Origin of the sequence: Fulvivirga marina, from assembly GCF_016775155.1 — a bacterium.
Taxonomy (GTDB): domain Bacteria; phylum Bacteroidota; class Bacteroidia; order Cytophagales; family Cyclobacteriaceae; genus Fulvivirga; species Fulvivirga marina.
This window is the reverse complement of sequence record NZ_JAEUGD010000024.1, coordinates 1-19,959: the sequence shown is the minus strand read 5'-3', so window position 1 is coordinate 19,959 and position 19,959 is coordinate 1. Positions and strand designations below refer to the sequence as shown.

16 protein-coding genes and 1 tRNA gene are annotated in these 19,959 nt (G+C 37.3%); 6 read left to right on the top strand and 11 right to left on the bottom strand.

Annotated elements, in window-relative coordinates; genetic code table 11:
• Positions 1-59 precede the first annotated feature (59 nt).
• The 5 genes from JMN32_RS08620 to rpmH all read right to left on the bottom strand — a co-directional run bounded on the left by JMN32_RS08620 (position 60) and on the right by rpmH (position 3,599).
• A complete protein-coding gene (locus tag JMN32_RS08620) occupies positions 60-578 on the bottom strand; it encodes a DUF2480 family protein (protein WP_202855916.1) in 519 nt (172 codons plus the stop codon).
• A 71-nt stretch (positions 579-649) separates the two neighbouring features.
• Positions 650-1,330: a tRNA (adenosine(37)-N6)-threonylcarbamoyltransferase complex dimerization subunit type 1 TsaB gene (gene tsaB / locus JMN32_RS08615; protein WP_202855915.1), complete on the bottom strand. Its 681-nt coding sequence runs from the start codon at positions 1,328-1,330 to the stop codon at positions 650-652.
• Positions 1,330-2,985, bottom strand: coding sequence for a S41 family peptidase (locus JMN32_RS08610; protein ID WP_202855914.1), 1,656 nt, complete (start codon positions 2,983-2,985; stop codon positions 1,330-1,332). Before JMN32_RS08610 ends, tsaB begins: the two co-directional genes overlap by 1 nt.
• A gap of 1 nt (position 2,986) precedes the next feature.
• Positions 2,987-3,361: a ribonuclease P protein component gene (rnpA, locus tag JMN32_RS08605; protein ID WP_238354395.1), complete on the bottom strand. Its 375-nt coding sequence runs from the start codon at positions 3,359-3,361 to the stop codon at positions 2,987-2,989.
• Between the two features lie 82 nt (positions 3,362-3,443).
• The gene (gene rpmH, locus JMN32_RS08600) at positions 3,444-3,599 is read right to left on the bottom strand and encodes a 50S ribosomal protein L34 (protein ID WP_202855913.1); all 156 of its coding nucleotides are present in this window, start codon (positions 3,597-3,599) and stop codon (positions 3,444-3,446) included.
• A gap of 257 nt (positions 3,600-3,856) precedes the next feature.
• On the opposite strand from rpmH, the gene JMN32_RS08595 reads away from it, so the two are divergent.
• A complete protein-coding gene (locus JMN32_RS08595) occupies positions 3,857-5,569 on the top strand; it encodes a M61 family metallopeptidase (RefSeq protein ID WP_202855912.1) in 1,713 nt (570 codons plus the stop codon).
• A gap of 59 nt (positions 5,570-5,628) precedes the next feature.
• On the opposite strand, the gene JMN32_RS08590 is transcribed toward JMN32_RS08595, so the two are convergent.
• Genes JMN32_RS08590 through JMN32_RS08575 form a run of 4 tightly spaced genes read right to left on the bottom strand, consistent with a single transcriptional unit; the run spans position 5,629 to position 11,062 of the window.
• Entirely contained in the window at positions 5,629-7,701 is a 2,073-nt protein-coding gene (locus JMN32_RS08590) for a M16 family metallopeptidase (RefSeq protein WP_202855911.1), read from the bottom strand.
• A 1-nt stretch (position 7,702) separates the two neighbouring features.
• On the bottom strand, positions 7,703-9,064 hold the full coding sequence (locus JMN32_RS08585) for a M16 family metallopeptidase (protein ID WP_202855910.1): 1,362 nt from the start codon (positions 9,062-9,064) through the stop codon (positions 7,703-7,705).
• A gap of 39 nt (positions 9,065-9,103) precedes the next feature.
• The gene (locus JMN32_RS08580; RefSeq protein WP_202855909.1) at positions 9,104-10,102 is read right to left on the bottom strand and encodes an adenosine kinase; all 999 of its coding nucleotides are present in this window, start codon (positions 10,100-10,102) and stop codon (positions 9,104-9,106) included.
• Positions 10,103-10,159: 57 nt separating this feature from the next.
• Positions 10,160-11,062: a glycerophosphodiester phosphodiesterase gene (locus JMN32_RS08575; RefSeq protein ID WP_202855908.1), complete on the bottom strand. Its 903-nt coding sequence runs from the start codon at positions 11,060-11,062 to the stop codon at positions 10,160-10,162.
• 306 nt (positions 11,063-11,368) lie between these two features.
• Between JMN32_RS08575 and JMN32_RS08570 the strand changes: the two genes are divergently transcribed.
• Complete coding sequence (locus JMN32_RS08570) at positions 11,369-12,037, top strand: class I SAM-dependent methyltransferase (protein WP_202855907.1); 669 nt, start codon at positions 11,369-11,371, stop codon at positions 12,035-12,037.
• Positions 12,038-12,599: 562 nt separating this feature from the next.
• Positions 12,600-12,674: transfer RNA gene (locus tag JMN32_RS08565), tRNA-Val, on the top strand.
• Positions 12,675-12,775: 101 nt separating this feature from the next.
• Here the strand turns inward: JMN32_RS08565 and JMN32_RS08560 are convergent.
• Positions 12,776-12,949 carry a hypothetical protein gene (locus JMN32_RS08560; RefSeq protein WP_202855906.1) on the bottom strand — a complete coding sequence of 58 codons (174 nt, stop codon included), beginning with the start codon at positions 12,947-12,949 and terminating at the stop codon, positions 12,776-12,778.
• Between the two features lie 128 nt (positions 12,950-13,077).
• Between JMN32_RS08560 and JMN32_RS08555 the strand changes: the two genes are divergently transcribed.
• A complete protein-coding gene (locus tag JMN32_RS08555; protein WP_202855905.1) occupies positions 13,078-13,737 on the top strand; it encodes a sulfotransferase family 2 domain-containing protein in 660 nt (219 codons plus the stop codon).
• A 1-nt stretch (position 13,738) separates the two neighbouring features.
• On the opposite strand, the gene JMN32_RS08550 is transcribed toward JMN32_RS08555, so the two are convergent.
• Positions 13,739-14,998 (bottom strand): hypothetical protein, encoded by a 1,260-nt coding sequence (locus JMN32_RS08550; RefSeq protein ID WP_202855904.1) that lies wholly within the window; start codon positions 14,996-14,998, stop codon positions 13,739-13,741.
• Between the two features lie 546 nt (positions 14,999-15,544).
• Between JMN32_RS08550 and JMN32_RS08545 the strand changes: the two genes are divergently transcribed.
• Positions 15,545-16,621, top strand: coding sequence for a serine hydrolase domain-containing protein (locus JMN32_RS08545; RefSeq protein WP_202855903.1), 1,077 nt, complete (start codon positions 15,545-15,547; stop codon positions 16,619-16,621).
• Between the two features lie 314 nt (positions 16,622-16,935).
• A partial coding sequence (locus JMN32_RS08540; RefSeq protein WP_202855902.1) for a non-ribosomal peptide synthetase occupies positions 16,936-19,959 on the top strand: 3,024 nt, incomplete at its 3' end.

Genomic DNA, 19,959 nt, shown 5'->3' with positions numbered 1-19,959 from the left:
GTGTGCAAAGGTAATACGAGTTTTTATTATTGCAATACCTTAAACGAAATATTTCTTATTTATTTTCTACTCTTCTTATAGAGAGGCACTGTACTACATGGTTCACCATACATAATACTGGCAACAACCGGTCGTAACATACTGGTAATCTGCACATAAGCAGAATTAGGCACAGGTATACTACCACACCCCTTAATTACAATTTTTTTATCTCGAAATTCCTCTACTTTCACTTTGTCCAATGAATCCTTAAACAACACCTTCTCCAATTCATCAAGGTTTCCATGTATTATAGTTTCTGCATATGGCTGCAACCTCGTTGCTATGAGCATATACGCCCAAGTAGGCACAATTGCCTCTACGGTGCAGATCATGGCAACATGCGTTCCCTTATATCGTTCCCAGTCATGTTCTTTCACTGCAGCTCTGAAATCTTTTTCTCTAAGAATGAGACCTTGAAACAGCCAGTCCTTAATATCAAACAGTACTCTTTCCCCTTTCTGGTAATAATCTTCCAGGTTAAAAGTTATTAAGGAACTTTGCGCTACTCTGTTTATAATGTCAGGTTGCTCTGTCATATTTTTATATCTCTTTACTTTTACTTTGCGAATATTTATTAGCTAAAGTTAAAGCATTGTATAAAACAAATTTATTTAGCTTTTGGTTTTGTAATTCGAAACTCCTTCAGATAAAACGGCTCAAAATATGCAACATCCTCAAACTTCTGCTCCTGGTACTTACGATACGCAATGAAGCCAACATTTGATGCGTCAGGGTAAACATTATCTATGAACAGCGCATTCTCACTGGTAATTACTTCTTCACACTTAGCAGCCCCGTTGCCAAAAAACAAAACTTTACTTTTAAGAAGAAAATTCTCAAAAGAAGTCGTATCAATGATCTCTGGCTTGGTATGCTCAACAATTTCCATATTATGCGTCGCTATTAAACAATAGACTTCCATTCTCCTGGCATCGATCATTGGGCAAAGTAACGCTTCGCTACGATTATATTTATTAACACCAAAAGCCATTGCCTCCAAAGTATTAACGGCAACCAGCGGGATGTCAAGTGCAAAGCACAGACCCTTAGCAGTTGAAACACCTATACGAAGCCCGGTATAAGAGCCGGGGCCTTCAGATACAGCAACGGCAGACAAATCATTTAAAGTAAAACCGCAGTACTTGACCAGTGAGTCTATTACAGGTGCCAGTAAACCAGAGTGCGACTTTTCTATATACAAAGTTTGTGTACCAATTAACTGGCCATTATGGTGCAATGCTACTGAACATACCGCAGTAGCTGTTTCAATGCTTAATATCAATGACATTATTTAACTGAAAGGAGTTTATTGTAGTTTGATGAGTCACTCAAGAGCTCAATGGCTTTTTGCACATCTGAATCATTATCAAAGGAGGCTTCAATGCTACCCTTCTGAAGATAAAACCTTGACACTATCTCCTCCTCAAGTGCTTGTTTTATTTCCTTCTTGAATTTTTCAAGATCCTGCTCCTTGTTATGTTTCACTTTTTGCTGTAGCTCGTGAAGTTGGTTTTGTATATCTTCAAAATACCTTTCTTTCTTAGCTGCTTGTTCCAGTCTCACCAAATCCTGCTCCACCTTGGTGGTGTAATCATAGTCCTTATCACTCAACCATTTCTTGAAATCATTGTACTCAGCATCCGTAAGCTCAAATTCTGTAGCAGGCAGGATACTTTCATTATCATAAGCATAACGGGTGGCATAATTAAAAACAAGACCTTTGGATAACAGGCTTATGGTAATTGGGGCATAATATTCAGGAGCCATTTCAACATCCGGATCTAGCCCACCTCCGTCATACACAAGGCGACCATTAGCAGTTTTAAACTCCATTTTTAAAGAATCCGCTATTCTATGCACTTTACCATCCTCATCACGATGAGTATAATCCAACGACTGGATGCATCTTCCACTCGGTATATAGTATTTAGCTGTTGTCACCTTTAACTGGGCATTATAGGTAAGCGGCCGTGTAGTTTGCACAAGCCCCTTTCCATAGGTAGTCCCCCCAACAAGCAACCCTCGGTCATAATCTTGGATAACTCCTGATACGATCTCTGCAGCCGAAGCACTTCCTTCATTTGTCAATACAATAAGAGGCATTTCAGTATCCACTGGATTGTTTAATGTCTTATAAACCTTGTTCCACTCACTAACTTTTCCCTTAGTTGAAACCACTTCTTTGCTTTTCGGGATAAATACATTAGAAACATTAACAGCTTCACTCAGTAATCCTCCAGGATTATTCCTTAAATCAAGAATAAGCTTGGTTACACCTTCATCCTTTAACGCCTGAACCGCTTTGGCGACCTCCTTACCCGCATTGCTCGTGAAGTCCTCAAGTTTTATATACCCCACATCTTCACCCACTTTACCATAAAACGGCACGTTAGTCACAGTAATTTTTTCTCTCTTAAAAGCAAAAGTCAACGGTTCTTCATGTCCATACCTACGCACTTTTAATTCTAACTCCGTTCTTGCCTGTCCCTTCAGCAACGAACTAATGGCCGATACATTATGACTAGTAATATCTTTTCCGTCAATTTCGAGTAGTTCATCTCCTATACGGAGGCCTGCCTTGTATGCCGCAAACCCTTCGTAAGGCATTGTAATGATGGTTTTATTATTAATGGTTCCTATCAAAGCCCCAATTCCGGCATACTGCCCAGTAGTCATGGTTCTGAAAGACTCTATTTCATCTTCAGGGATATAGTTAGTATAAGGATCAAGAGACTCTAGCATGGCATCAATACCAACACGAATCATTTTATCTGGGTCTACCTCATCTACATAATAGGCATTCACTTCTTTAAACAGTGTGGCAAAAATATCGAGATTTTTAGCTATTTCGAAATATCTTTCGGCAGGCGCTATAAACGAAACAAGGGTAAACGTACAGACTACGAATACCCCAACAATTGTAACTTTCTTATTCTTCAGCATATTATTCACTTTTCTTAGCCAACTGATTTTTTAAACGTTCCAGAACAAAAATCAGTTTCCTTTCGATATCATTAAACTCCAAAAGCTCCTTAGAAGTATAAATATATGCAATTTGATATTTAACCCCCACGTCTAAAATGTGCTTATTAAGTCTATAAGCCTCCCTTATTCTACGCTTTAATTTATTTCGATGGACGGCCTTCTTAAAGTTTCGCTTTGGAACAGATATAAGAATCTGATGAACAGGCACACCCTCTTGTGGACTAAAAATGACTTTGAATGGGTATAAATAAAAAGAGGAACCCTTGGTAAAGAGTTCCTGAATTGATTTCTTATGTGAAAGCCTTTCTGACTTTTTAAAAGTCATTGATGCCATTCTGATTGCTTTTTTCAATGCGTTTGCTGAAAAAAACAGCCCAAACTAAGGCTATACTCAGCCTTAATACTATCGGCAAGAATTATTTGTGAGTTTTCTCGTCCGAAACTGTAAGTTTCTTTCTTCCTTTAGCTCTTCTTCTTGCTAAAACCGCTCTTCCGTTAGCTGATTCCATTCTTGATTTGAAACCGTGCTTGTTCTTTCTCTTTCTTTGCGATGGTTGGAATGTTCTTTTCATTGTTATATTCTTTAAGCCCTATAAAACAGGACGTGTCTGTCACTTTTGTTTTTAACGGGCTGCAAAGATAATGAGCTTTTTTGTATTTGCAAATACTCTGCTGATTTTGTTTGCCCAGTACTATCCTTCAACCTGACCTTCTGCAATATTACTTATTATTTAAAACACCGCAGCTTAAAAATTACTACAATATAAGTTGTTGACTTAACTTTATAAAAAATGCTTGCGCAAGTGTTACTATAAACCTACGAAACACCATGAACTACTTCATTAACTTCAAAAATCCTCTTACTCACTTTTTTAGTGTTCGGCTTGAACTTGATCATGTAAATTCTGAAAGCGTACTGTTAGAATTACCTATTTGGAGACCAGGGAGATACGAGGCGGCGAATTTTGCTAAAAACATCAGGGGTTTCAAAATAGAGAATGAAAAAGGACAGCCTTTAGGATATACCAAGGTCAACCCCAGCACTTGGAAAGTTGAGTCGTCAAATACTAAATCAGTAATAATAAGCTACGACTACTTTGCATTCAAGATGGATGCCGGAAATAGTTGGTATGACGCATCTCATATCTATATAAATTTTATCAACTGCATGATCTATGATGTTTCAAGACTAAATAACCCCTGTCAGGTGTCTCTAAACGTCCCCGAAAATTATCAAATAGCTTGTGGACTTAAGCGTGATCAGCAATATTTATTGGCAGACAACTATTATGAATTGGTTGATAGCCCTCTAATGGCAGGAGCTAACCTTGAGCATTATCAATATGATGTGGAAAGTGACCGTTTTCATATCTGGATACATGGCGAACATCCAATAAAGCCAGAAAAGCTGGTTGATGACTTTAAGAAATTCACCCAAGCCCAAGTGAAAGAAATGAACGAATTTCCAGAAAAGGAGTATCACTTTTTACTTGAATTGCTCCCCTATAAGCTTTACCATGGTGTTGAGCACCATGATTCAACGGTTATATGCCTTGGGCCTGGCCATGCCCTAGATACAGAGGAGATGTACAGTCAGTTGCTTGGGGTTAGTTCTCATGAGCTTTTCCACGCCTGGAATATCATAAAGATTCGCCCAGAAGAAATGATGCCTTACCAGTTCAACAGGCCTGTAACTTTCCCTACCGGCTTTGTTGCAGAAGGTTTTACCACCTATTATGGCGATTTATTCTTAGCTCGATCCGAGGTGTTTGACCGGCAATGGTATTTTAGTGAATTAAATACACTTTTTCGCAGACACTTCTCCAACTACGGAAGATTAAATTATTCGGTCTTTGATTCATCTTTAGACTTATGGATAGATGGCTATACCATTTCTACCCCTGAGCGTAAAAGCTCGATCTATGTTGAAGGTGCTATGGTTGCTCTTTGTCTGGACCTGATGATCAGAAAAAAATCCAGCGACAAACGTTCTCTGGATGATGTAATGAGAAGCCTTTGGAAATCACATGGCAAAACAGGCACAGGATACAGCTATCAAAACATTCAATCAGTTTGTGAGGATGTTTATGGTGCTGATCTTAGCACATTTTTTAATTCCCATGTAAAAGGAACAGAACCCAAGAAAAGTCTTATCAATGACCTGCTTTATTATGTAGGCTGCCAATTGCTGGAAAAGGATTCTGAAAATGACCTGGAAAAATATTTTGGCATTCGCATGGCAGAAATAAATGACTCATTTAGAATAACACAAATAGCCCCTGGGTCTATCGCTGAAAGCCACTTCTCGCTTAATGATGAAATACTGACCATTAATGATCAAAAGCTCGATATAGAAAACATTAACCAATTTGATGCCGATAACTACGAATTTCTGGTTCGCCGAAACTATAAGGACATTACAATAAAACTTAAACCTGGTCAGAATAAGTATTTTCACCAATATAACATTGTGTCTCTTCCTGAACCATCCGCTCAGCAAAAAGCTTCTTTTGAAAAGTGGACAGGCTGTAAGCTTGACTAGAAAAAAGAAAAGCAGACTGAAATCAGTCTGCTTTTCTTTTTCATATTATCCTGCATCTACTATTTGAACGTATCATCACTTATATCAGGATTGATCTCAATACTTTCAGTCTTGATATTCATTTTCATACCACCTCCCATAGGTTGTACAATAAGGTGCGGAAAGTAGATACCGTCTACTTCCTTGTATTCACTATAATCGGTTGACATAGGAACTTCTCCCTGTGTAGTTTTAGCAACCCTTGTTTGTCTAATTTTAAAACCAGACTCGGTATCGTAATATTGAGTCACTTTAGCTCCTGAAGGATAGGTAACCTCCACAGCATATGCGTTTTTAGTGTCTACCTTTTCGATACCTGTCAACTTAACTTTTATACCAATTTCATCGTATTTCAACTCCGGAAAAGGGTAACTACCAATAACAAGCTCTTCTTTAATTTGATCATTTACCGGGACGCTATTACCCATTTGGGCTACCGCAGCCTCCTCGCCATTAAGCACTTGCTTGCTCATAATATTACCCCCCATACCTACTTCCACAAGCAATTTTTGGGGTGTTTTTTTGTAAACTTTCATATCGATAGAGTTACCCATCATATCAGCTCCCATATTCAATTTAAGAGATTTAACACCAGACAATTTGTCTATACCCCCAATCGCTTTCACGTAGTTATTAATAACCTTTTCGGCCGTAAGCCCGGCGGGCAACTCTCCCGCTGCACTAGGATCATATTCGTTTCCGTAAATATCATAGTACTTTACAGTACCGAACTTTTTCAGGCCTTCAGCTACTTCAGAAGCTTTTCCAACCACCACAACATTGGCGTGATCTGGTTTGATATATTTTTCCGCCATAGCCTTTATATCAGCTAACGAGGTGTTGGAAACATTCTTCAAATAATTAGCATAGTAGTCCTCTGGCAAGTTATATCTCGACGTATTGATAGCAAAGCTGGCCACAGTAGAGGGCTGCTCCAGAGCACGGGCAAAGCTACCGATAACTGAAGCTTTGGCTGCTAAAAGCTCTTTTTCTAACACTTCTTCTTTCCTGATCCTTTCCAATTCATACAAGAATTCGTGAACAGCGCTATCAGTAACTTCGTTTCTCACACTTGCATAAGCATTGAAGCTACCAACCAGTTCATCGCTCGACAATGATGATCTGGCTCCATAGGTAAATGCCTTATCCTCCCGGAGGTTTTGCATTAGCCTTGATGAAAAACCCCCTCCTAATATTTGATTGAGCACTCTGGATTTGATAACATCGGGATTCCCTGGCTCAAGCTGTAAAGGGTAAGTCACATTAATAACAGACTGAACGCTTGCAGGCCTGTCAACCATTGCCACTATGGTTTTTTCAGGTGCTTCGGGCACTTTGTAAGTTGGTTGAACAATTTCTCCCTTCTCCCATTTACTGAAGTATTTGGTTACAAGTTTCTTAGCATCCTTAAACTTAATATCGCCAACAACAGCCAAATACCCTACATTAGGTTTAAAGTATTTATTATAGTATGCCTTTGCATCTTCTACATTAATATTCTTAACTGTTTCCTCAGTAGTAATTTCACCGTAAGGGTGGTCCTTTCCATATACCAGCACGCTTCTAACATTGCCAGCAATAGCATTGGGATCATCTTTACTAGCTGCAAGGCCTGATAATGTTTGCTTCCTGATCTTCTCAAGTTCTTCTTCAGGAAATGCTGGGTTAAACAACACATCTGTCATCAAATCCAGAAGTTTCTCCTTGTGCTTGGTTAAAGAGGCACCATATACACCTCCGGATGATGTGGAAAGCGAAGCGCCTATAAAATCAACCTCCTCGTCTAGCTTAGCTTTGCTACGGTTTGTCGTACCGTTTCTTAGCAATTGTCCCATAAAGTTGACATAGCCAGCCTTATCCTTTTCAAGGATTGGCTCATTATCAAGGGTAAGAGAAAATGCAACTCTTGGGATTTTGTGATTTTCCACTACGAACACTTTCAGCCCGTTTTTCAATTCAAAAAATTGGTATTGTCCAATTTGAATTTTGGGCGCCGGACCAGGTTCAGGGGCCTTAGTTCTATCTACCTGAGCAACTACGCTAAACGAGATAAAAACCAAAGCCAATAGTATTTTAAAGTTAATGGTTTTCATATTAGTTGTCAGATTTGGTTTCAGTGTCAGTAGATTTGTCCTTTTGAGATTCTGGCAGATAGTACAACACTACCCTGTTCTCTTTAGAGAAATATTGATTGGCCACTCTTTTGATATCCTCACGAGTAACACTCATGTATTTCTCAATTTCGGTATTGATCAGGTTTGCATCACCAAAATACACGTAGTAGTTGGCCAGATTTTCTGCTATCCCCGCCATGGTACTGTTTTGTGTTACAAAATCATTTTCAACCTGGTTTCTGATCTTTTGAAATTCTCTTTCACTTATTAGCTCATTTTTTACACGGTCTATTTGTTCATCAATGCTCTTCTCAAGTTCCTCTACTCCTACGCCCATGTTGGCTATTGTATAAACTAAATATAGCCCCGGATCCTCCAATGCAAGTGGGAATGAACCCGCGGTTACAGCCTTTTGCTGTTCATCAACGAGGCTTTTGTACATACGAGAACTTTGTCCATCGCTCAAAAGCGTACTTAACATACTTAAAGCATAGGCATCATCTGTTCCTTGTGCAGGAATGTGATAAGCCTGAACTACCGCAGGTAGCTGCACCTGATCATAAACTACACCTCTAACTTCTTTTTTCTGTTCCGGCTCTACAATATCAGGTCTGGGAATTTCTTTACCTCCTCTAGGAATTTCTGCAAAGTATTTTTTTACCAACTTCCTGGTTTCTTCAATGGAAATATCACCAGCTATTGACAGCGTAGCATTTTCCGGCACATAGAAGGTTTTATAAAACTGAACGAACTCCTCTAACGAAGCAGAGGTTAAGTGCTCCAAGGAGCCAATAGGCATCCATTGATAAGGGTGCTTATTATATGCTCTATCAAACACCTCAATAATTAACCTCCCATATGGCTGGTTATCATATCGCTGCCTCTTTTCTTCTTTCACAACCTCTCTCTGCGTTTCCACTCCAATATCTTCGATTTTGGCATGCATGAGTCTCTCCGACTCGAGCCAAAGGCCTAGTTCAAGCTGATTGGAAGGAAGTAATTCATAATAAAAGGTTCGGTCAAATGAAGTATTAGCATTATTAACACCACCTGCATTGGTAATGTACTTGTCAAATTCACCCCGGTTGATATTTTCAGAACCTTCAAAAAGTAAATGCTCAAAAAAGTGGGCAAACCCTGTCCTTTCAGGGTTTTCATTCTTCGAGCCAACATGATACATAATACTCACCGCTACTATGGGTGTGCTATTATCCTGATGCAGGATAACATGCAGCCCATTATCTAAATCAAATTCTGTAAATTCAATTTTGTTGCTTTCCTGCGCATATAGTGAAGATGCCAGAGCTACAAAAAGAAAATACATCATGATCTTTCTTTTCATATTCTATTGAGGTTGGGTTAAAAAATGGTCTCTATCAAATTAATCAAAAAGGTGATTCAACACTTCCTTTGATTCATGCCAGGCTAGTCTTGGTCCAAATTTTGAAACAACTCTGGAAGATGCAAGACTGGCTATTTTCCCTGCTTCAGCATAGCTATGCCCATGAGTAATTCCATACAAAAATGCTCCTGAGAACATATCTCCTGCACCATTGGTATCTATGGCCTTTACTTTATAAGGCTCAATATCAATAAAAGTATCACCATCAAATATCATAGCTCCGTTTGCCCCCTGAGTAATAGCAAACTTTTTAGCCACTTTCTTCAACTCTTCACGAGCTTCAAGTAAACTGCTTTTCCCAGTATAAAGCATTGCTTCCTCTTCATTGCAGAACAGTAAATCAACACTGGCTCCAACTACCTGCTCCATTGGCTCCTTAAAATATTTAACCATACTTGGGTCAGAGAATGTAAGCGCCGTCTTCACCCCATGCTTTTCAGCCAGCTTCTTCGCATGCTTCATAGCATCCTGACCATTTTCGGATGTAACCAGGTAACCTTCAATATACAGGTATGATGAGTCTCTAAGCCTGTCTTCATCTATCTGATCTGTTGAATATGTTGCTGTAATGCCCAGGAAGGTATTCATAGTTCTGTTGGCGTCAGGCGTTGTCATTACAAGACATTTGCCGGTTATACCCGATGGAGCTGTAGTTTCTGTAAGGTTGGTATCAACACCATTTTCGCCAAGGTCTTTCAGGTAAAACTTACCCATGTCATCTCTAGCCACTTTACATGAATAGAAGCAATTGCTACCAAACTGACTGGCCGCGATAATTGTATTTGCCGCTGACCCCCCACATGCCAGGTTACTGCTGGGCAAATGAATAGCCTCCACCAGCTCAAATTGTCGTTGTTCATCAACCAGGGTCATTAACCCCTTTTCTATCTTGTATTTTTCAAAAAAATCGTCACCTACTTCTGTAACAATATCCACAAGGGCATTTCCAATGCCATAAACGTCATACTTTTTTTCCATAATAATTATTAAAGCTATAAGGCGCTAAATTAGGAGACTTGACTGAAGATTTAAAATCTATTTCTTCCCGGAAGTTTCCTTTAAAGGAAGCGTTAGCCCTAACTCACTGGCAATGTTTGGGTAATCTGTAATAATTCCATCAATCCCCCATCCCAACAACTCCTTCATTTCGTTCTCTTTATTTACGGTCCAGGGAATAACTTTTATACCCAAATTATGAAGTTCCTTTACTTTGCTTTTGGATAGCAATTTAAAGTATGGACTATAGATGTATGGTTTAAAACCAACATTGGCCAGATTGGTTCGTATTGAACGGGTATTTTCTACTAGTGCTGCCAGCCTAACTTGTGGGTATTTTTCGTGCCAGTACTGCAACACTCTAAAATCAAATGACTGGATAACAATCCTATTCATCGGCAAGTACTGATCGATAGTTTGATATACCAAGTCTGAAAACTCCTCTATTTCCGGATGGAACTTACTATCACCCTCTCTGGAACTTTTAATTTCTATGTTGTAATCAACCTCGTATTGAGTATAGCTTTTTATATGCTTTTCAACTTCCTTGATTACATCGCTTAACAAAGGTTTACTTACATGAAGTTTTTGCTGCTGAGGAAACCTTGTGCTATTTAAATATCCACAGTCAAACCCTTTTACTTCCTCATAGGTCATTGCATAGATGTTGTACTTTTTATCATCTTTAAACTCAGCACCTTCAGGGGTAAGGCATATTTCTGGAGACATCCATGGTTCATGAGATACCACCACTTGTTTATCCTTGGTGATGACCACATCGAGTTCAAGCGTTGTTACTCCATGATCCAGTGCATATTTAAAAGCTGGAATAGTATTTTCAGGCATCATGCCTCTCGCTCCGCGATGGCCCTGAATGTCGGCTTTTTGAGCCGATGATATGAATGGCATCAAAATAAGTATAACTAAAGTAATTCTGAACATATAATTTGGTTAGGTTTATTATACTAATCTACGATTTTATACGATCAGAAAGGTTAATTTATTATTAAGTTCAGCTATTCATGCCTGGAGGCAATCTGTTGATAGTCTTTCTGCAAAGCCCCCAAAGCTCATGGTATCAAGCCGGACCTCCTATGAATCTCTGATTTGTATCCCTGACACACTCAAACCAAGATCTTTTGTTATCCAAAAACTACCGCAGGTGTAAATCTAAAAGTGCCCTTTGAAACTGATATTTAAAACCGATACTTTAGTAACCCTTGAAAACACTCCAACCAACGCAAACTCATGAAAAAAGAAATGACCGAAACGGAACTCCGTGAAATGGAAATTCAACTGGGACGTCCTAGTGGAGAGCTGGGCATCGAAATAGGAGAGATCATGAATGAAACCAATACCGGAATGACTAGGAACTCCATTGAATTCCTGGACCTTCAGGACGGAAACTCAGTACTTGAGCTAGGGCACGGAAACTGCAGACACTTGGAAAAACTTTTAGAGACAGCAAACAACCTCTGCTATTGTGGGCTGGAGATCTCCGACCTAATGCATGAAGAAGCTCAAAGAATTAACCAAGAGATAATAGCCAATCAAAAGGCTGATTTAAGGCTTTATGATGGGCTGGAAATCCCTTATTCAGATAATTACTTTGACCGGATTATGACGGTCAATACAATCTATTTTTGGAAGGAACCCATCAAATTACTCCATGAGATTGGCAGAAAGTTGAAACCCAACGGGCATTTGGTTATAACTTTTGCTCAAAAAAACTTCATGAAGAACTTGCCTTTTGTAGGACAGCATTTCACCCTATACGACAAAGGAGATATCGATAAGCTTGTAAAAAAATCAAAATTAGAGCTAACCGAATATCTTGATAAAACCGAAGTCGTAAAAAGCAAAGCGGGAGAAAGCGTAGAGCGCTTTTACTCAATGGCAAAATTGACGAAGAAATAGCAACAAGTATGTCGGAATACAATCATTTATGAAATACGCCAAGCATTAACACAACTATTTAAAGACGGTTGGTGCTTTAAAAATAGAGTAGGTACCGGGCTTCTATAAGCTCAAATTCTACCGCTCCCATTTCTTCCTTCTTTTTGAAGTAAGTACTATCCGAAATACTACTGTAGTAGCGGTCAAAAATAGTTTGGTCAGAGTTCCTTTATTATATTCAGTAACTCTTAGGCAAGAGATTTGAAATATATTTAGCTGTCCGATAAACATTTTTATTACCGACCCGACCTTACTCCCGCTTTGCGGATAAGGTGTTTTTATAAAGTAATAGCTTGTACAAATTACTTTCCTGAATATAAAAATTGTTCATAAGACTGGTATTTCTTATAGAAAAAAGGCTCTTATCTCCTCTGAACAAAGTTTGAAGAAAAGTAGATGTGTTTTCTATTTGCATTTATGAAAAGATACTCCAATAATAAAAGTCAAAAATTAGAACAGTCGAGATTAATTCATCTTGCCTGAATCATTTCGAAGTAGTACATTTGCGCACCTATTCAGTAATGGGACCTTAGCTCAGTTGGTTTAGAGCGCCGCCTTGACAGGGCGGAGGTCGTGGGTTCGAATCCCTCAGGTCCCACTAAAAGGGGGAGAATAGTTTTAGAACTACTCTCCCCCTTTTTTTATTTCCTTAATTTTCTCTGATAATGAGGGGATTATGTTGAAAATGAATTGACTCTATCAGTTCGAACTGCTAGCAGCTGAATTTTCTATTTTTTGCTCGATTGTAAGCTTCTCCTCTCTGAACTTGGAGGCATACTGGTCGTACAATGGCCGTTCAATTTCGCCTATTACAAACCTTTCTTCGATGCCTTCCAGCTTCTTTTCTACTTGCGATAATTGAGATTTATGCAATTTGGTTTCTTCTTAGACAGAGTTTAATTTACACTCTCATTTTCTTACTTATTTTTTAAAATATACGCGACTGATTTTAAAAAGTAATTTAGTTTTACACTTTCATTAATAACAAAAGCCGTTATAAAATGCATTTTTTCGTTAATCATCAGGAGAAATACATCCTAATCACCAACTTAAAAGTGATGTTCTCAACACTTACAAAGCAAACTAATTTAATAGCTATTCCATCTATCAAACTCAGAAAATTGCTTTGCAAGAAATTTATTCTACGATATAAGATATTTTTTCTAACCAGAAATCCATATTCAAGAATTGTTAGCAACTACTTCGACAAATTTGTTTATAATCCACTTGTAGAGCACTATGAAATACAGAACTGTCAAAAACTGTTTCTTAAGCAATTAGGAATTTTCAGAGATCATGAAGAATTAGCCATAACTAAAGAAAAGCTTACAACTATTTCTTTTAACGAGTTTGTCAGTAATTTGAAATTTGTGTACAAAGAAGATTTACATTTTGCCCCTCAACATATGTTAAAACTTGGATGTAACAATCAGTATGATCAAATAAGAGAGAATTTCTTTCATAAATTGGATTATCAAATTGTTCAAATGGAAGATGATATTCAAACTTTTTTACACGACTTAAAACTCAATACAAATATCCATATTAATAAAACTAAACATGAACATTTCACTGACTACTTTTCTTCCCAATTGTATAACGAAGTGAATTTGATTTATCATAAAGATTTTGAATATTTTGACTATCAAATGATATATTGATCTATGACTCTTGTAAAACAATAATCTCTTTCGCCCCTTGTGCACAATTGATTACACCACTTTGCCCTTCAGCTATTTCAGATAAACGAACCCATGATCCTGCATATTTATTTCTAAAACCAAAAACTCCCCAAACAGAATTATGAGGAGCTACGTTTATATCATTTGTTATAAAATCAAGTTTGTCGGCTTCGCAATATTCTTGAACTATCCATCCATTCTCATTTTTAACTTTTGCAATCACATCTTCCCATTCTTTATTATCAATGAACCTTCCTATAAATACATCATTTCCCTGAAAAGATCTACCTTTTTTGATAACAACATGGTGCTTATATTCAACTAAAAGTTGATGAAGTGAAATTGATTTTCCTTTCCATTGAACCATATCATCTGCACAGCTTGCACTCCAAGGAAAATAGCTTCTTACAAAGCTAGCATCATCCTGTTGTAGCATGTCATTATCAGCCATCCAATGTATAAATGCAAAATTCATCTTATCACCCATTAATAATGATATTGTATTATCTGTGTAAAATATTTTACCTTCTAAGTGAGATTTAATTAGCTCAGGCTTTGGAAATCTTCTTCCTGTCCCAAGTATCGCAACTGCATCTACCTCAAAAGTATCTAGATATATACTGCAATCTTCATTAAAAATCAATTTATCTGCATCAAAACAGAATAGCAATCTACTTTCTGGATATTGTGCCGGTTGTATCTTTTTATAGAGATTTGAATATTCATTCTGAATTTCATCGACAATTTCTTTATCAAGATTCTGTTTTTCCAGCATTATTACAATATTACCTGAAACATGCTTTCCTTTATGATGTATTGCAACATCCAATAGATACTTGAGCATATTTGTCAAAATATCCTCATAATGAAGCCCCCATGATGTTATATCTGCTAGATCTGCTAAATTTCTCAAAATTAAAGGACATAACAGGCCTGCTTGCCATCCTCCAATGTTAGTTCCAGTGTTCAATTCAAGTAATTTAATTTTATTATCAGAATAGAGCAAATCGTAACGAAGCATTAAATTTTTTAATTCTAATTCTGGATTGGAGTATGAAATTAGCTGGTCGTAAGCGTTACCATAGAATTTTCTAAAGGTTTCAATATCATTAGTGAAAACCTTCATAATATTATGGAAAAGTATGTTTGCTGCTTTGGATGTAAGATTCTTAAAGTCTTCTATACCCTTATCAGTAATTATTATGGGTAAATATGAAACAGGGTATAGATAACCCTTCATAGAGCTAACTACAGCTTCATTATTTGTGTCTAAAATAGAATTAATGTTATTTTTATTATTTTTAAATGAATAACAAAGAAGCGATTTATCTTTTTATAATTATCTTTTACATATTGTTGTGGTAGAAGTATTGATCGCTCAAATAATATCATTAATTAGCCGGAAAATCTTTGTAATTGAAGATAAGACTTTATTGCCAGCTCTGAGGGTTTATCAATGTTCTGAAAAATAATTAACTGGCAAGGAATACTCTGATCGATAATAAACCTGAGTTATTAGTAAAAGACTGAAAGCTATTTATACTCCATGCTTTTTTGATATAAACAAGGACTGGTTGGAAGATTACCATAACGAAAAGCCTTACAATGCCTCAGCTTGTAAAACACATCTGAACTCTTAGAATTGTGGAATTAAAACTTTAGTTTTAGGTGGATCAAACCAAAAATAAGCCTAAATAGCTGTTTTAATACTTAGCAAGAGTCTAATATATAAAATTCTCAACTTAGACATTTCATTAACAAATTGTCATCAGATAATATTAGTATTGTGAACCGTTCAAATGATTTACACTGTATCAAAAAAGTCAATAAAAAAAAAGTTAAATATGGTGACGACTACTCTACAGAAATTGATAATCTGATACTGAAAACTTTTCCCAGAAGTTTCAATGGTGTAGTACATATATCACAAAATGGTATCAACAAATATTTGAGGGCTCATGGATACTCGGACTTCAAAACTAAAAAACTAATTGATATCAACGATAATTTCAGGATTCAATCTATTACTAAGCAAATAACCGCTGTTTTAATTTTAAAAGAAGCGGAAAGGGGGAAAATAAACCTAGAAAATCCCATTGGATGTTACTTGCCTAAAATTAGACAAAAATGGGCTGAGACTGTAACAGTTCATCAGTTGTTGAATATGACATCTGGCATAACAGATATTGAAATTCCATTAGCTTTTGAGCCAGGTACAAACTTCTATTACAGTAATCCAGCATATATATTATTGGGAGGCATTATAGAAAGTATTACTGGAACCACCTATTCGGAAAAGGCTAATTGCCTCTTAGAAGAATTAAGAATGTATAATAGCTTTTGTTACGAAATTGATAATAATTCACATCAAGTTATTAACGGACATTTTCTTTCAAAGGATGAGCACCACATTGTACATTTACAAAACCTAGGTGTAACCAAGAAGTCTTGGCCCGACTTTGTTTCCGGTTGCGGAATAATCTCCAACACAAAAGATCTCTGCATATGGAATACAAAACTACATGGCGGCAAACTATTAAGACCAGAAACCTATAGGTTAATGACAACCTATAATATTAAGATGCAAACTGATGCGTTTGGCAAAGAAAAAGTTGGCTATGGTTATGGAGTTATTGTCGATGACAATAACCATGTAAAACTTATCGGGCACATGGGAAGGGGTGCGGGTTTTGTCTCAATTATGTTTTATATACCTAAAACAGACGTTAATGTAATTGTATTTGAAAATGTTTACAATGAGAATGAAAGTATTGTTTATCATTTTGAAGATAAAATAAGAGAAGTCGTAATGAATAGTAGCCTGGCTACAATACATGAAACAACCACCCCCCTCTCTTTTTAGTACGGTCTAATTAGTAAATTGGCATGTTAATTTGCTATGTTTTAAGCAGCGAATTCAGATTGACAATAAGTAGGAGTACTTCATTCGCATGAATAGCAAAGGTGTTAGTATGCTAAAGTTTAGCTCAAAAATCATTGGCGAAATATCCTGACAATTCCATACGATTCTTCATTTAGTATAATAATTTAGCAGCGCTGAAAAATATAAAATCTTTCAGTTATGCAATCAAATCACTAATTAATAATTATGCGCTAACCTAAATTGTTCATTCAGATAAGTAAGTAAATCCCGAACTCCCCAAAATCCCAATCATCTTGGCTAAGGAAAAAAAACTTGACAAAAAGAACATTACCAATATTGCAAACCTGACTCCTATGCAGGAAGGTATGTGGTATCACACAGTGCGTTTTGACCAGCTCGCATACAATGTTAATTTATTTGTTAATATTAATTCAACTGTGAACATTGAATTGATAATAGCATCATGGCAAGAAGTTATCGATCACAATGAAGCATTAAGAACAGTATTTCGATGGAGAGGCTTAAAAAGTCCCGTCCAAATTATCCTTAGAAATCAATCAGTTAATTTTTCATTTCAAGATCTAACCGATAAACAATTGTCTTTTAATGCGGTAGCTGAATTGCTTAAAAAAAGTGATATTATATCCATAGATGACTTGACTGATCATCCTTTTAAAGTCTCACTGTTCAAACTACAGAATGACAAATACACCATGAGAATCACTTATAATCATATTATTTGTGATGGCTGGAGTAATGGCATATTGCTGAAAGAATTTTTCGAAACCTACAATAATCTCTCAGATAAGAAAGAAATTAATTTTCCCGAAAAAGCTCAATTTTCAGAATTTGTTAAAAAGATCAAAACAACCAATTCTGAAGAACGATTAATTTTCTGGAAAGATCAGTTAAACTCCTTTACCCCCGAAGTTAGTCTTCAGGATAAATTTCACGTTCCAGAAAATTCGTCATCCTCGTATCAGGAAATCTCTTTTGGAGCCAGCTCAAAACTGAGTTCAGAGATATCAAGCTTCAAAAACGAAACCAATTTGTCAATTGCATCACTTATTTATGCTTCATGGAGCATTTTGTTAAGTAAATTATCGAATCGATTTGACATTACATTTGGAACTACCGTTTCAGGTAGAAACGTATCCTTAAAAAATATTGAAAACACGGCTGGACTATTCATCAATACCATTCCGCTTAGAATTTCAGTAGATAAAAATGAAACAGCTCACGACCTACTCACAAGGATTAATGAGGTCTTAATTAACCGTGAAGAATATGTCCATGTCTCATTAGCCGAGCTTAAGCAATTAGCCTCTGTCGGAATTGATAGTGAGATGTTTAGGAGTTTGGTGATTATAGAAAATTACCCTCTAGACACCAAACTATTGAAATCCAATAATAAGATTGAGGTCCACTCTTTCGAGATGGATGAGTATTCACACCATGAACTCACCCTGCTTGTAAAGATGTTTGGTTCTCCAGAAATTTCTCTGGTTTATGACGAAAACCTATTTTCTAAGCAGTGGGCTGAAAAAATTTTATCGTATTTTAGTGATATAATTTCATGGTTTATTTCTGGTAATAACCAGGCCATTGGTGATTTGAGTTTGCTTTCAAGAGATCAAAGGGAGAGACTTTTATTAAATACTGATAATATAGAAAATTCAATATTATCAGCCGAGACCATTCTGGATAGATTTGAGAATCAGGTGAAATCAACTCCTGAAGCAATTGCCGCGTCATTCAATCAAGCTAAAATCAGCTATGAGCAACTAAATAAAAAATCAAACCAGCTTGCCAATTATATAATTAAGAATGGTGGATTTAATAATGACATTGTAGCCATTTCTACTGAGCGTGGTCTGGATCAGTTAATAGCAATCATGGGAGTTATTAAATCAGGATGTTTATATCTTCCCCTTCCCCCATCACTACCGGCTAAAAGATCTCAATCAATCCTTGATGAAGCACAACCAAAGTTTATCATAAGAGCTGGTAATGGTGCGTTACCCTCTACTCACTACGAAGAAATAAATCTTGACTCTGATGAAATTGCTTATGAATCTGTTGAAAACCCTGAAATACATATTCATCCCAATTCCTTAGCCTACACAATATTTACTTCAGGATCTTCGGGCACGCCAAAAGGTGTATTAATTGAGCACGCCAGTTTGCTCAATTTAATTTCCTCTCTTAGCAGCATTTATGATATAAATGAGACAGATAAAATACTTCTTTTCAATGACTACAGTTTTGATGCTTCGGTTGAACAGATGTGGCTGGCATTATGCAATGGAGCGGAGTTATTTATTCTTGATGAATCCGAACTTCTTAATATAAGCGCCTTTGAGTCCTTTCTAGTCAATAATCAAATTACTCATTTAGACGCAACACCTGGATTCCTTCGACAACTGGAACCAAGGCGTTACCCTAATCTGAAACGAATTGTTGTTGGTGGTGAAACATGCGATTGGAGTTTGCTGGATCAGTGGTCAACACAATATCATTTCTTTAATGCATATGGACCGACTGAAACAACAGTCACCTCACTAATTAATCAAGTAAATCCGTCTCAGAAGGCTATCAGCCTCACTGTACCCATAGGTAAGCCCATTTCTAACACTCAGGCCTATATCCTAAACGAAGAATTACAGCTTCAACCCATCGGTGTTCCAGGAGAGCTTTACATTGGTGGTGCACAGCTCGCTCGTGGGTACCTCAATCAGCCGGAGTTAACCAAAGAGCGATTCATTAACCACCCATTTAATGAAGGTGAACGACTTTATAAAACTGGGGACCGGGCCAGGTGGCTGCCCGATGGTAACATCGAGTTTCTGGGACGTAGTGACAATCAGGTTAAAGTTCGAGGATTCCGTATCGAACTCGGGGAGATCGAAAGTCAGCTCGCCAATCACCCTCAGGTGCAGGCTGCCGTCGTAGTGACCCATCAAAAAAACCATGATAACCAACTCGTCGCTTACTTCGTTGCTCAGGATCATACCNCTGCCGTCGTGGTGGCCCATCACAAAAACCATGATAAACAACTCGTCGCTTACTTCGTTGCTCAGGATCTTATTGACAGCCAAACACTGAAAAACTACCTGCTGCAAAAGCTGCCGGATTATATGGTTCCAACGCTTTTCATCAAAATGGAGGAGCTACCTCTCAACCGAAGCGGTAAAGTAGACCGAAAAGCACTCCCTAAACCCGAAGTAGGTATCCAGGAATTCATCGCCCCTCAAAATGAGGTCGAAGAGCAACTCGTTGACATCTGGAGTGAGGTGCTCCAGGTGCCAAAAGAGCAA

What these genes read in the sequence shown, in the direction of transcription:
- JMN32_RS08580 (WP_202855909.1), bottom strand. Translation starts at nt 10,102, where the DNA reads ATGGAAAAAAAGTATGACGTTTATGGCATTGGAAATGCCCTTGTGGAT.
- JMN32_RS08575 (WP_202855908.1), bottom strand. Translation starts at nt 11,062, where the DNA reads ATGTTCAGAATTACTTTAGTTATACTTATTTTGATGCCATTCATATCA.
- rnpA (WP_238354395.1), bottom strand. Translation starts at nt 3,361, where the DNA reads ATGGCATCAATGACTTTTAAAAAGTCAGAAAGGCTTTCACATAAGAAA.
- rpmH (WP_202855913.1), bottom strand. Translation starts at nt 3,599, where the DNA reads ATGAAAAGAACATTCCAACCATCGCAAAGAAAGAGAAAGAACAAGCAC.
- JMN32_RS08590 (WP_202855911.1), bottom strand. Translation starts at nt 7,701, where the DNA reads ATGAAAACCATTAACTTTAAAATACTATTGGCTTTGGTTTTTATCTCG.
- JMN32_RS08585 (WP_202855910.1), bottom strand. Translation starts at nt 9,064, where the DNA reads ATGAAAAGAAAGATCATGATGTATTTTCTTTTTGTAGCTCTGGCATCT.
- tsaB (WP_202855915.1), bottom strand. Translation starts at nt 1,330, where the DNA reads ATGTCATTGATATTAAGCATTGAAACAGCTACTGCGGTATGTTCAGTA.
- JMN32_RS08555 (WP_202855905.1), top strand. Translation starts at nt 13,078, where the DNA reads ATGCATTTTTTCGTTAATCATCAGGAGAAATACATCCTAATCACCAAC.
- JMN32_RS08550 (WP_202855904.1), bottom strand. Translation starts at nt 14,998, where the DNA reads ATGAAGGGTTATCTATACCCTGTTTCATATTTACCCATAATAATTACT.
- JMN32_RS08610 (WP_202855914.1), bottom strand. Translation starts at nt 2,985, where the DNA reads ATGCTGAAGAATAAGAAAGTTACAATTGTTGGGGTATTCGTAGTCTGT.
- JMN32_RS08620 (WP_202855916.1), bottom strand. Translation starts at nt 578, where the DNA reads ATGACAGAGCAACCTGACATTATAAACAGAGTAGCGCAAAGTTCCTTA.
- JMN32_RS08570 (WP_202855907.1), top strand. Translation starts at nt 11,369, where the DNA reads ATGAAAAAAGAAATGACCGAAACGGAACTCCGTGAAATGGAAATTCAA.
- JMN32_RS08595 (WP_202855912.1), top strand. Translation starts at nt 3,857, where the DNA reads ATGAACTACTTCATTAACTTCAAAAATCCTCTTACTCACTTTTTTAGT.